The organism is Methanothermobacter sp. KEPCO-1 (assembly GCF_008033705.1).
GTDB lineage: Archaea > Methanobacteriota > Methanobacteria > Methanobacteriales > Methanothermobacteraceae > Methanothermobacter > Methanothermobacter marburgensis.
Map to the genome: position 1 here is coordinate 1623536 of NZ_CP042937.1, position 13118 is coordinate 1636653.

General features: G+C 52.9%; 11 protein-coding genes and 1 pseudogene. 10 read left to right on the forward strand and 2 right to left on the reverse strand.

What is annotated here, in order from left to right:
- Positions 1 to 164 precede the first annotated feature (164 nt).
- The 6 genes from FVF72_RS08750 to FVF72_RS08775 all read left to right on the forward strand — a co-directional run bounded on the left by FVF72_RS08750 (position 165) and on the right by FVF72_RS08775 (position 7144).
- Entirely contained in the window at positions 165 to 674 is a 510-nt protein-coding gene (locus FVF72_RS08750; protein ID WP_013295761.1) for a DUF367 family protein, read from the forward strand.
- A 2-nt stretch (positions 675 to 676) separates the two neighbouring features.
- The gene (locus FVF72_RS08755; RefSeq protein WP_010876192.1) at positions 677 to 823 is read left to right on the forward strand and encodes a 50S ribosomal protein L40e; all 147 of its coding nucleotides are present in this window, start codon (positions 677 to 679) and stop codon (positions 821 to 823) included.
- 42 nt (positions 824 to 865) lie between these two features.
- Positions 866 to 1603 carry a geranylgeranylglyceryl/heptaprenylglyceryl phosphate synthase gene (locus tag FVF72_RS08760; RefSeq protein ID WP_147671888.1) on the forward strand — a complete coding sequence of 246 codons (738 nt, stop codon included), beginning with the start codon at positions 866 to 868 and terminating at the stop codon, positions 1601 to 1603.
- Between the two features lie 411 nt (positions 1604 to 2014).
- On the forward strand, positions 2015 to 3601 hold the full coding sequence (locus FVF72_RS08765; protein WP_147671889.1) for a helix-hairpin-helix domain-containing protein: 1587 nt from the start codon (positions 2015 to 2017) through the stop codon (positions 3599 to 3601).
- Between the two features lie 76 nt (positions 3602 to 3677).
- Positions 3678 to 5801 (forward strand): response regulator, encoded by a 2124-nt coding sequence (locus FVF72_RS08770; RefSeq protein ID WP_147671890.1) that lies wholly within the window; start codon positions 3678 to 3680, stop codon positions 5799 to 5801.
- 92 nt (positions 5802 to 5893) lie between these two features.
- Positions 5894 to 7144, forward strand: coding sequence for a tetratricopeptide repeat protein (locus tag FVF72_RS08775; protein ID WP_013295757.1), 1251 nt, complete (start codon positions 5894 to 5896; stop codon positions 7142 to 7144).
- Positions 7145 to 7229: 85 nt separating this feature from the next.
- Here the strand turns inward: FVF72_RS08775 and FVF72_RS08780 are convergent, their stop codons facing one another.
- Entirely contained in the window at positions 7230 to 8501 is a 1272-nt protein-coding gene (locus tag FVF72_RS08780; RefSeq protein WP_147671891.1) for an amino acid permease, read from the reverse strand.
- 41 nt (positions 8502 to 8542) lie between these two features.
- Positions 8543 to 9826, reverse strand: coding sequence for a hypothetical protein (locus tag FVF72_RS08785; protein ID WP_147671892.1), 1284 nt, complete (start codon positions 9824 to 9826; stop codon positions 8543 to 8545).
- Between the two features lie 64 nt (positions 9827 to 9890).
- Between FVF72_RS08785 and FVF72_RS09455 the strand changes: the two are divergent.
- The 4 genes and pseudogenes from FVF72_RS09455 to FVF72_RS08800 all read left to right on the forward strand — a co-directional run.
- Positions 9891 to 10025: pseudogene (locus tag FVF72_RS09455) on the forward strand (zinc-ribbon domain-containing protein); the annotation flags it as partial.
- Between the two features lie 48 nt (positions 10026 to 10073).
- Complete coding sequence (locus tag FVF72_RS09460; RefSeq protein WP_255503826.1) at positions 10074 to 10397, forward strand: heavy metal-binding domain-containing protein; 324 nt, start codon at positions 10074 to 10076, stop codon at positions 10395 to 10397.
- 119 nt (positions 10398 to 10516) lie between these two features.
- A complete protein-coding gene (locus FVF72_RS08795; RefSeq protein WP_255503716.1) occupies positions 10517 to 11587 on the forward strand; it encodes a DNA double-strand break repair nuclease NurA in 1071 nt (356 codons plus the stop codon).
- The gene (locus FVF72_RS08800; protein ID WP_187239633.1) at positions 11587 to 13113 is read left to right on the forward strand and encodes an ATP-binding protein; all 1527 of its coding nucleotides are present in this window, start codon (positions 11587 to 11589) and stop codon (positions 13111 to 13113) included. The genes FVF72_RS08795 and FVF72_RS08800 overlap by 1 nt, the downstream gene beginning before the upstream one ends.
- Positions 13114 to 13118: the final 5 nt, after the last annotated feature.

The window sequence follows — 13118 nt, forward strand, 5'->3', positions numbered from 1 at the left end:
TCACTTTGTTATCCCCCATCTGGAGCATGAGAGGGAAATGTTCTAGGACGGCTAGTTTTGTTATCCCCCATCTGGAGCATGAGAGGGAGATGTTCTAGGACAGGCCACTTAGGATCCCCTATCCCTCCAAATTATTTATACATGGACATTCCAATATCACCCTGATGAGAATCGTGGTATACCATGCAGAGGAGTGTGACAGGAAGAAGTGCACCAGCCTCAAACTGGGGAGGAAGGGAAAATTTAAAATAGTAAATAGTCTCAACCAGATACCCAGAGGTGCACTTGTCCTCAACCCTTTTTCTGAAAAGGCAGTCTCACCCGAGGACCGTGACATGGTCATGAGGAGGGGCATCGCAGCCCTGGACTGCTCATGGAAAAAGGTCAGAAAGTCATCGGTCATATTCCAGACCGCAGGGAACCACAGGTCGCTGCCATTCCTGGTGGCCGCAAACCCCACCAACTATGGAAAACCCTGCATACTATCAACTGCAGAGGCCGTGGCGGCAACCCTTTATATAGTTGGACTGAAAGATATAGCGTCTGACATCATGTCCTACTTCAAGTGGGGTCCACACTTCCTGGACCTCAACCGTGAACTTCTTGAAGCTTACTCCCGGGCTAGGGATAGCCGTGAGGTTGTTGAGATTCAGAACAAATACATAGGAGGCTAATTATGGCAAGATTTGAGGAAGCAGAAAACAGACTATTCAATATCAAGATCTGCCTTAAATGTAACGCCAGGAACCCACCAACTGCAAAGACATGCAGGAAGTGCGGTTACAAGGGATTAAGGTACAAGGCAAAGGAACCAAGGGGTTAAACAGCCCCACTCCCCCATTTATTACTTTTCTGAGTGTTCAAAATGAAGGTTGAAGATTATTTCCATGATATTCTTGGGGAGAGGAAGATACACCTTACCCTCATCGACCCTGAGGAGCAGACCCCTGAGGAGGCCGTTGAAATCGCAGAGGCCGCCATAAGGGGCGGTACCGATGGTATAATGCTCGGGGGGTCAACCACCGATTCCAGTGAACTGGATGCCACCGCAGGGGCTCTGAGGGAGAACATAGATGTCCCGATAATACTTTTCCCCGGGAACACCACAGGTGTCAGCCGCCACGCAGATGCGATATTCTTCATGAGTCTCCTCAACTCAAACAACCCCTACTGGATCATAGGTGCCCAGGCCCTGGGCGCGCCAGCCGTTAAGAAGATGGGGATAGAGGCCCTCCCAATGGGTTACCTTGTGGTTGAACCAGGGGGTACGGTGGGCTGGGTTGGAGATACAAAGCCTGTTCCCAGAAACAAACCGGACATTGCGGCAGCATATGCCATGGCCGCAGAGTTCCTTGGTATGAGGCTCTTCTACCTTGAGGCGGGTTCAGGTGCCCCACAGCATGTGCCTGAGGAGATGATATCCCTTGTTAAGAGGTGCACAGACCAGATACTCATAGTGGGTGGCGGTATAAGGACCGGTGCTGATGCCGCAAGGGTTGCAGGTGCAGGTGCAGATATCATAGTCACGGGTACCGTGGTTGAGAACAGTTCAAACGTTGAGGATAAGATCCGTGAGATCGTTGAGGGTATGGGGTCCATCTAGTCATATTTTATCTTTTAACTGATCCAGAGTATAGCTGGCATCTAAGTCTTTCTAGTCATATTTTATCTTTTAACTGATCCAGAGTAGCTGACATCTAAAGATTCAGTTTTTTGATGTTTTTTGTCCCCAGTAATTCATGAATTCTAATATTTTTTTGGCCTTCCATTTGATTTTACTGATCTTTCGTGGATCGGAGGTCTACTACTTATGGGCCAATCATCAGTTCATAAATGCTTTAATTTCCCACTGGTTTCTTCAAACTAGATGTCTCGCTTCACCCAGCTCAGAGTCCGCATCTTAATCTGCATGTAAACCATCTATTCACTCAACGAAAACATGGTTGTATTGAGGGCGTTGCCATTTTTCTGAAAGCAAAAACGGTTAACTAATATGCACAATATATATGCCCTTATGAAGAACCATCTGGTGGCCCATATTCTGAACCGTGTTGCTGACTACATGGAACTCAGGGGCGATGAATTCAGGACAAAGGCCTACAGGAGGGCCGCGAGGACAGTGGAATTTCTAGGGGAGGACATAGAGGATGTGGCAGCCCAGGGGAGACTCAGGGAACTCCCGGGTATAGGTGAGAACATCGCTGCAAAGATAGAGGAGATACTATCAACAGGTTCACTCTCACTCCTTGAGAAACTGGCAGGGCAATACCCGGTGGACCTTGACTCCCTCCTCTCGGTGGAGGGTGTGGGTCCAAAGACGGTTAAACTCCTCTACGAGGAGCTGGGGATAAAGACACTGGACGACCTTGAGGAGCAGGCAAGGAGGCACCGTATAAGGAGGCTAAGGGGGATGGGTGAGAAGAGGGAGGCAATGATACTCCGTAACATTGAACTTGCAAGGTCAAGGATCTCCAGGAGACCCCTCGCCTACGTGGTCCCCCTGGCATCCAGGATAAAATCAGAGCTCCTTGAACTTGAGGGTGTCAGGAGGGTTGAGGTGGCAGGATCCATAAGGAGGGGCCGGGAGACCGTCGGGGACATCGACATACTGGTGACAGCCACCGACCCCCATAGGGTCATGGACCACTTCACCTCCATGGACCTGGTGGAGGAGGTAGTGGTTAAGGGCCCCAGGAAGTCAACCGTGCGCCTCAGGGAGGGCCTTGACTGTGACCTCAGGGTCTTCGACGACGAGGTCTTTGGCGCGGCACTCCTATACTTCACAGGCTCATGGGAGTTCAACGTGGAGCTACGTAGGATAGCCATTTCCTCCTCGATGAAGCTCAGTGAATACGGCCTCTTCAGGGGGGATGAGAGGGTCGCCGGGAGGACAGAGGCCGAGGTTCTGGAGGCCCTTGGCCTCACATACATTGAACCTGAACTCAGGGAGAACCGTGGCGAGGTGGCCGCTGCAGCGGAGGGAAAACTCCCGGACCCTGTAAATCTGTCAGATATCAGGGGGGACCTCCACATGCACAGCCTGTTCAGTGACGGCATCGATGCAATGGAGTACATGGCAGAGTACGCATCCATCCTTGGGAGGGAGTACATTGCCTTCACCGACCATGCAAGGTACATCGACGATGTGGATGCATACCTGAGGGCCGCCGAGCGTATAGAGGAGGTGGAGGTCCTTGCAGGTGTCGAGGTCAACATACTCTATGATGGGAGCCTAGAGGTCCCTGATAAAATCCTGCAGGACTTTGACCTGGTTGTTGCAAGCATCCATGACTCCGGGAACATCACAGAGAGACTACTCAGGGCAATGGAGCATGACCCTGTGGATATAATAGGTCACCCCACCGGGCGAGTCCTGGGGTCACCCGACCCCCTGGTTGACATGGAGAGGGTGGTTGAACGCGCCTCTGAACTGGGAGTCGCCCTGGAGGTGAACTCCAACCCCCTCCGCCTGGACCTCAGGGACACCCATGTCAGGATGGCGGTTGATGCGGGCTGCAGGATCGCAATAAACAGTGACGCCCACTCACGGGGGGCCCTTGAGAATATCAGGTGGGGTGTTATAACTGCAAGGCGCGGCTGAGCAGAGCCAGACGATGTGATAAACACCATGGGCATCAGGAAACTCAGAAGGTGGCTTGGTAACTGAAGGTGAGGACATGACGTCAATTCTGATAGTGGAGGACGAGGCACTCATAGCATCGGACCTCCAGATGAGACTGGAGGATATGGGCTACAGGGTCGTTGGGGTTGCAGCCACAGGTAAAGAGGCCCTCAGGCTGATAGCAGAGAAGAGGCCGGACCTTGTGCTCATGGACATAGTCCTGAGGGGTGAGATGGATGGTGTGGATGTGGCCCGGAGGGTGAAGGAACTCAGGGTCCCGGTGGTGTTCCTCACAGCCTACTCTGACCCCGAGACCATAGGGAGGGCCAGGAGGGCCGGAGCCTACGGTTACCTCCTCAAACCCTACGATGACCGGACACTCAAGGTGACGGTTGAAACAGCACTCAAACGGTACCGGGCTGATATAAGGGACCTACTGAAGGTTCCGAAGGAGAGGAAGACAGGGGCAGTCCCCGGTGTCCTTGTGGTGGAGGATGAGGCGATCGTCGCAGCCGACCTCTCCCATAAACTGGAGGAGGCAGGGTTCAGGGTTGTGGGGGTTGAGGATACAGGTGAGGGCGCTGTATCAGCGGCCGCGGAACTCCAGCCCGACGTTGTCATCATGGACGTCTACCTCCGTGGTGAGATGGATGGTATAGAGGCCGCCGAGGTGATACAGGGTGAACACGGGATCCCTGTAATATACCTGACAGCCTACTCAGATGACTCGACCCTCGCCAGGATACTGGAGACGGAACCCTACGGTTACCTACTCAAGCCCTTCAGCACCGAGCAGCTGAGGGCCGAGATCGAGGTGGTACTACAGAACATCAGGGACATGGAGGACTACTCAAGGAGGATGCATGAGGTCATCGTCACCAAGGCTGAGGAGATGAAGATAGAGAAGACCGGCGTCTTCTTTGTATCATCGCTGATACTCGGCCTTGCAGCCTACGGCTTCATAACACGGAGCATGACCTGGCTCATGTACACACTCTTCATACCGGTGGTCTACAGTCTCCTGCATCTTTCATTCAGTTACAGGAAACCCGAAAGGCCTGTTTCAGATTCAATGCCCATGGTGAGCATTATAGTCCCCGCCAACAACGAGGAGAACACCATTGAGAGGTGCGTTGAGACCCTCTCATCCCTGGACTACCATGTAAACGGGAGGAGGAACTATGAGATCATAGTTGTGAACGACGGGTCAACGGACCGTACCGGTGAGATCCTCGAGGAACTGGTGAAGAGGTACAGGCACCTGAAGGTTGTGACAAGGAGGGCCCCCTTCGCCTTCAACGGTAAGGGGTACGCCCTCAATGATGGTGTGGCACTGGCCGATGGTGACATCATAGCGGTCTTTGATGCCGATGCCAGGGTTGAACCGGACTTCCTGAGGAATATAGTCCCCTACCTTGATGGTGATGATGTGGCCGGCGCCCAGTCCAGGGTGAGGATGTACAATGCAGATGAGAACCTCCTCACCAGGATGCAGGACCTTGAGTTCGCCATATTCGGCAACGTAATCATGAGGTCAAGGATGAACATGGATGTCCCGGCCTTCCTGGGGGGCAACGGTCAGCTGGTTAAGAGGAGGGTTGTTGAGGAGATTGGGGGCTGGGATGGCTACGCGGTTACAGAGGACCTGAACCTCAGCGTCAAGCTGATGCTCAGGGGGTACCATGTCAGGTATTCCCCGGAGGCGGAGGTCTTTCAGGAGGCCGTGAGTGAGTGGCCGGCCTTCTTCAGGCAGAGGACCCGCTGGCTCACAGGTAACCTGGAGACACTCTTCGTATACCTTGCCCCGATGATTGATGCCCCCATAGCACTCCACAGGAAGCTTGACGCAATATTCTACCTCTTCTCCATGATCTTCATAGGGTTCGTCATGCTGGGGTACATTGTATTCATTCTGAACCTTGCTGGTTTCGGATTCAAGATGGAGGCCCCGTTCATAATAGGCCTCATATCAACCGTGGCGTTCTTCCCCCTCACAATGAGCGGTATAAGGATGGACGGCTACAGCATACCCCGTACCATCCTGTTATCCATTGAGTACTGGGCCTACTGCCTATACCTAATCCCGCTCTTTGTGGCTGCGACAGTTCACATGCTACGGAGGCGCGAGAGGCGCTGGGCCAAGACTGTCCACAGGGGGGAGGGTGAAGGTTCAGAATAATAGTATCAGAGCATTGCGGAGTTTATTCCAGGGAGGGGGACAGGGAATCCTTAAGCCACCATTTATATATTATTAATATTTGAATATGTATTATGAAGAGGGTCATGCTTGCAGTTGCCGAATTTCTGGTGGGGTGGGGTGCCCCTGAGAGGGCCCTCCACATTGCCAGGAGGGTTACGGAGGCTGACCCTGAAAACCCGGCGGCATGGATGCTCCTGAGTAACATAAACCAGAATATGGGAAGATACAGGGATGCCCTGAAGGCCCTTGAGAGACTGACGGAAATAAGTCCCCATCCACGGGCCTGGCATAAGATGGGCTACATCCACAGTATCCTCGGGGAGGATGAGGAGAGAGACGCATGTTACCGGAGGGCCCTTGAACTCTATGAATCATCCATCAATGAGAACCCCAGTAACGCCACCCTATGGTATGGAAGGGGTCTGATACTTCACCAGTGGGGCGAAGATGAAGGGGCACTGAAGTCATTTGAAAAGGCCACAGCCATTGATCCACTCCATGCCCAATCATGGGTCTACATGGGGTTCTCCCTGAATAAACATGGGAGATACCGGGAGGCACTGGAATGCTTTGATAGGGCCATCAGGCTGGATGCAGGGAATGTCCCGGTATGGATCGGCAAGGCAGAGGCTTTTGAGGCACTCGGGAACCAATGGGCCTCTGAGAAATGTCTTAAAATAGCACTTGATACAGCCAACGGTGTCCCCATCGAGGAGGACCTCCCTGAGTCCATCTACCCATACCCCTTCAGGGCACTCACAGTCATCTCATACGCCTTCACGGCAATCACCCTCGCCCAGTTCATACTGATAATTTTCAGAGCTGAGTTTGCGGGCACCTTGGTAATGGGAGCCCTTACGGCTGCAGCCATATACATATTACTGAAGGAAAGGCCACGTAGTGAACTGCTAATGGTCCTGGGGGCCCTGATTTTCACCCCATTCGCATTTCTGTATCTATCAATCCGGCAACTGATAAAGCCTGAGGAGTCAGGGGATCGTATCCTGGCAGCAGTATCCCTTCCCATCCTCTTCGGGCCGCTGATTCTTCTCATGGCGCTTATCCTGCCATACCTGGCACAGGAGAGTAGCAGGGTCATGTACACCCTCACCATGACATGGAAAACCGGAGACCTGCATTTACTTTTTGAATGGGCCCTGGAACACATTGATGGGTTTTTGAGTTCCATCCTTTTTGTTCTTGGGCCATGCTACCTGCGTGTAAATGGTGGACATCCACGTGCCCTGAGACACTCCACAATAATGATCTGTGTACTGTTAACCTACATTTTTATCCTGCTACTCCTTCCACACATCATTTAGGGGGCACTGAACATCATCAAACACAAACTCACACGCAAGGATAGCCTGACTTCCACACATCATTTAGTGGGTACTGAACCCACAGCTACTTTAGATTCTTTTTTCTGAAGATCAGGTAGAGGGGCACGCCCCCCATGACCAGGAGTAAGCCGGCGATGATGGTCCCTGGTGTTGTATTCAGAAGGAGGTAAACACAGATAAGAACACCCAGGACACTCTTCACAGGAACCCTAGCGCCATCTCTCCTTCGAAGTATCCCCAGTGAAACGCAGGTTGCCGCGTAGGGGAGTAGAAGTGTTAAAACAGATAGTTCAATGAGCCCGGCCGCCGTACCGGTGAGTGCGGCTGCAAGGGCCGTGAGGTTCTGGACCAGGATACTGACGTGGGGTGTGCCGAACCTCCCGTGCACCCTGGAGAGGGCACGGGGAAGGAAACCATCCCTGGACATGGCAAAGAGCAGCCTGGCGGTTGAGAGCATCCCTGCCTCCTCTGAACCCGCAATCGAGAACACGGCACCTGCAGTTAGTATCAGGGCCCCAAATCCACCCATGAGGCTGTAACCGGCAACCGTGAGGGGCGCGTTTGAGGCCGCAAGGACCCTCCATGGCACAAGCCCAAGGATAACAGCATTGGTGAGGAGATAGAATAGCATCACAAAGACCATCCCGAGGGTTATGGCCAGGGGTATGTTCCTCTCAGGATTCTTAACCTCATCTGCAGGGACCGTTACAAGTTCAAATCCAACGTAGGCCCAGAACACCAGGACGGTGACACCGCCAAGGGCCCCGAGGCCCATGGGTGCCAGGGGGGTGTAATTAGCTGCAAGGGTTGATGGGTTGAGGGCGAGGTACACCGCCCCCAGGATTGCAAAGAGGAGCACTGGCGCCACCTTGAGGACCGTCAGGATATCGTTCACCTTACCGGCCCTCCCAACACCGGCAATGTTTATGAGGGTGAGTGAGGCTATGAAGAGGACCTTGACGAGGGCCTCCCACATGACATTCAGGGGGATGAAGTATTCAAGGTAATAGACAAAGGCTATGGGGAACACCGCTATGGCTATCCACGAGGAAACCCAGAGGGACCATCCGGTTATGAAACCCGCGAAACGTCCAAGGGTCTCACATGTATAGGCGTAGGGTCCCCCGGTCACAGGGAGGATCCTGGAGGCCTCAGAGAATGCAAGTGCAATAACCACAGCCATGAGGCCGGCCAGGAACCAGGCCAGTATGGAGGCCGGGCCAAGGCTACCTGCACCATAGGCAGCCACGATGTAGATGTCGGCCCCCACTATGGTCCCGATTACAAGGTTAACCGTGTCAAAGAGGGTCAGCTCCCTCCGCAGCTGGGTTTTCATGGTTTCTTTGGTTATTCAGTATATGTACAACACTACTTGATTTAGATGATCTGAATTGTCTCATTATCTTTATTATTTATTATGAATTTTCCATTCTCCTCATAGATATTCAAATCCTGAAATGTCTCCTGGAATCCAGGTGGGGGCCCATAGCGGCCATTGGAGACCCTCCTCCCGGTCATCCAGGCAACCTTATCCGCAACTGAACCCGAGGCCCACACCACATCATCAGGGGATGTATGGGTGTCAATGTACTCCTTAAGGGGATAGTATCTGTTCTCAAATGGTATGTCCACATCAGACCACCCTATATCAGTTAGAAGAAGCTGTTCGACGAATACAGTGGCCGATGAAATGATGAGGATCCCTGTAACCAGCCTCACAGCCCCTGAGGGGTTGTCAAGTAACCTTGAACCAGTGTATCCGCCCACAATTGCCAGTGGGAGTGCAACGTACTGCAGCCCCCTTGATATGTCATCAAAGAGGACCTCAGCAAGGAGTACTATGAGAATGTAGGCCATGAGGGGTCTGAACTCCCTCCGCCCCCTCACAAGGTAGAATCCAGGGACCCCAAAGTATAGGAGTATGAGGAACACAAGCCAGCCTATACTGAAGTAGCCACCATTCACGGGCTCAGATGGGGCCCCCCTTGCTGTGAGGAAGTATGCCCACCATAATATGAAGGATGGGAGGAGCAGGAGGAGCACCCTGAGGTTTCTCCTCACACCATCTGCCAGCACCGCGGGGACGACTGTTATGAGTGCTATGAAGTGGGTCCAGAGTGCAAGTGTCCCTGTAACCGCTGCAGATAGCCGATCCTCTGACAGGAGGTAAACTGTGAGTACCAGAAGGACCGGTATGTAGGCTGCCGGCATTATAACTGAGAGGGTGTCTGGACGGGGAGATGCGAGTACCAGGGCACCTGCTATGAACCCGGCCCTCTCACCGTACCACCTTGAGGCCACAAAGGATGCTGTAAACACTGTGAGGAGTATCTGCAGCATGCACATGATGGAATGGGCAAACCTGACACCACCCAGGGTCCAGAGACTTGCCAGTATAACATGAAGCAGTGGCGGATGGCCCAGGGGCCTCCCTGGAGGGTAGTAGACCATGTAGTCCCATATGAGGCCTTTGAGCGGCTCAATCATTATCTCCCTTGCCCTCACAAGGTGAAAGTCAATGTCGCCATGGGTCGGGAAGAGGTAGTAGGGTTTGAGAATGAGGAGCACCGCTATGATGATGAGGGGGATGTATGGGAGAATCCAGTCTGGAATATACCCCGGGAATCCTCTTCTATCATCCTCTGGAATGGCGGACTTCATGGTAACCTTATTATACGTCTGCAATAAAAATAATTATGGTGTTATTATGGTTACAAGTGAGGAGATGAAGAGGAGACTGGCTGAGAGGAGAGGCGGCGCTGTTTCAGCTTCCCCAAAGGAGTCATCAGCAGAGAAATTCTGTCCAAACTGTGGGAAGGAGTATGGAGCTGACTCAAACTTCTGTGACGAGTGTGGTACGAGGCTTGAGGAGCGAAGAGAAGCGCCTGCAGTTGAAAAGCATGGTGACGTGGTATACGTTACAAGCAACTATGTCCCGGGATACAGGGCTGTTAAGACCCTCGGATTCGTTTATGGGCTGACAGTTAGAAGCAGGGGACTCGGGGGTCAGATAGGCGCAGGCTTAAGGTCCATTGTGGGTGGTGAGATCAAGGAGTACGTCACCATGATGGAGCACTCAAGGCAGGAGGCCCTTGAGAGGATGCTTGACCATGCCTGTGAACTCGGGGCCAATGCGGTTATAAGTGTCCGTTTCGACTCAGACTCCATATCCGACATAATGCAGGAGATCCTTGCCTACGGCACAGCCGTCATCGTTGAGCCAGAGGAGTAGGCACGGCCTGGGATATCCCTGGAACGGTCAGATGACCCGGTCATTCAATTAAAAACCACAAACTATTTATAACATTTATTTCTTATTCAACATTAAACATTTACATGGGGGATTTTTTATTGGACATTTTTGATAGGATTGCACAGACCCTTGAGAACAGGGTGAGGTCAGGGATCGGAAGACCCTACTTCAGGTCAGCTAAATACATGGCGCATGAATTCAGCACAGCTAACTTCAGGCCCATTGAGGGGGGAGAGGAAAGGCTCATTGCCTTCATAGACGGCGGCAACAGCCCCATACTGGAGGGGCCGGGCATCTCAGTCCAGCTCAACAGGGTTGCCCTGGGCCTCTTCAGGGGGGGCCAGAGGGTCCAGCCCGAGATGCCATCGAGGATCGAGTTCTTCTCTGTCATGACCATGAACCCTGAGGAGGAGATGTGCAGATTCCAGCTACACCCCATCAGGGAGGAGTACCTGGAATTCCTCCCGAATGAGGATGACATGCACCTTAAACTGAAAGACACAGATACCTTTGATGAGTCAACTCTCAAGGTTGATGAGTCAACCCTCAAGGGCCTTCCCAGGAGATTTGCAGAGTGGAGCATGGCACTTAGGGTCCTTGATGAACTCGATGCAGGGGATATTCTGGTTAGGGACGGCTCACTGCAGGCGTCATTCGAGAAGGAAAACAATTACATAAACGAGCTCGGGGATAGGTCGGGGGACATCCACGTGGCAGGGCTCTCAAAGACCTGCACCCTCTACACCACCACTTCAATTTCACTCCTTTCAGCCATCGGAAGGCTCGCATCAGAGGGTGAGGTGAAGGGGACATGGTGCTACGACCCCATAGCCATCAGGACAGACAGGCCCACCATCCTGGCGGCGGTTAAGCTGAACCCGGCAGGGAGGATATTCCGCATGGATATCCTTGGAGATTATGAGGGGTATAAGGCACTGGACGTGGCATCAGCCCTTGCACTGAACGCGGGGGACGCATGCTTCCCTGGCTACCCCTACGGGCTGGTGGACGTGGACATGAGGGCCCGTGTCTCAGGGGATGAAGTTGAAATCTACAGGAGAAGAGTCCTGTCACAGATCAGTGATGGTGAAGTACTTAGGGGCATAAAATATGAGACAGAAAGTCTCGATTACCACGATACACTTAACAGGTATGCAGGTGAGGATTGATGGAAATCGCAGGACAGATAATAGGTGGCGAAACAGCCGCGGTACTCATAAGGCAGAAATCGGATGAACCGGTGGAACTGGGAGACCTCCTTGTCGCTGAGGGAGAAGGCTACACGATACTCCAGGTCAAGGACCTCAAATACAGGTCCCAGATACCCCAGGGGATGAGGGAGCTTGCATCAGGCTTCAACCTTGAGGGTTACAGGGGGGACGTGGAGTTCCTTGAACCGGAACTGCGGAACTACATCATCGCAGAGGCCCGCCCAATACTCCATGTGAGGGATGGGGAGCCAATGCTACCCAAACGCCTTCCGGGGTTCTTCAGGGAGGTCCGGAGGATAAGGGATGGGGACCTGGCCTTCCTTGAAAAGCCCCGCAACCCGGTATTCCTAGGGAATGTGAGGAGCGGCTCAAAGGTCCTTGAGACACCGGTCTACATCGACGCACTGGACGCCATAACCCACCACATCCTCATACCTGCAACCACGGGTAGGGGTAAGAGTAACCTGGTGAAGGTCATGCTCTGGAGCCTGGCAGATATGGACCGTGTGGGCATGCTGGTGCTGGACCCCCACGACGAGTACTATGGCAGGAACGAGGCAGGGCTCGGAAAGCACCCATCAGGTAACGTGGTCTACTACTCCCCGGATGCACCGGTCGGCGGGAACACCCTCGCAATAAACCTGAGGGCCCTGAGACCCGAGCACTTTGAGGGTATAATACCATTCACACAGGCCCAGGAGCAGGCAATTGCAAAGTACCACAACTGCTACAAAGAGAGATGGATCATCAAAATTGTTGAAGGGGAGAAGCTTTCCGATGTCAAATCTGTGACACTCAGTGTACTTAGAAGGGTCTTCGATGTTATCCTTGGAGTCTACATGGATGAGGACACAGGCGAGATAAAGTCCCGTGGAGGCGTATTCAGGGATGTGGGTGGCGAATCAACCATAAAGGACATAGCAGGACACCTCGAGGATGGAAAGATAGTTGTGGTGGACACATCCCGGCTCATGGGCGAGGCGGAACTCCTCGTTGGGAGCGTGATATCCGGTGAGATCTTCAGGAGGTACCAGAAGTACAAGTCCACAGGGGAGCTCAGGAGAAAACCCGTCATAGGGATAGTGATAGAGGAGGCCCCCCGTGTCCTTGGAAAGGAGGTCATTGAGAGGCAGGGAAACAACATCTACAGCACCATTGCAAGGGAGGGCCGTAAATTCAACATAGGTCTGGTCGCCATAACCCAGCTCGTAAGCCTCATCCCCAGGACGGTCCTTGCAAACATGAACACCAAGATAATCCTGGGGAATGAGATGGCCCAGGAGAGGGCTGAGATAATAGGAAGCGCATCCCAGGACCTTTCAGATGATAACAGGGCAATAGCAAGCCTGGATAAGGGTGAGGCCATAGTGAGCAGCATATTCACAAAGTTCGCGGTACCCGTGAAGATACCACTCTTTGAGGAGTTCACTGAATCCACGGATCATGAGGATGAAGATGAGGGGGACATTGAATTCATAGGATGAGGTGA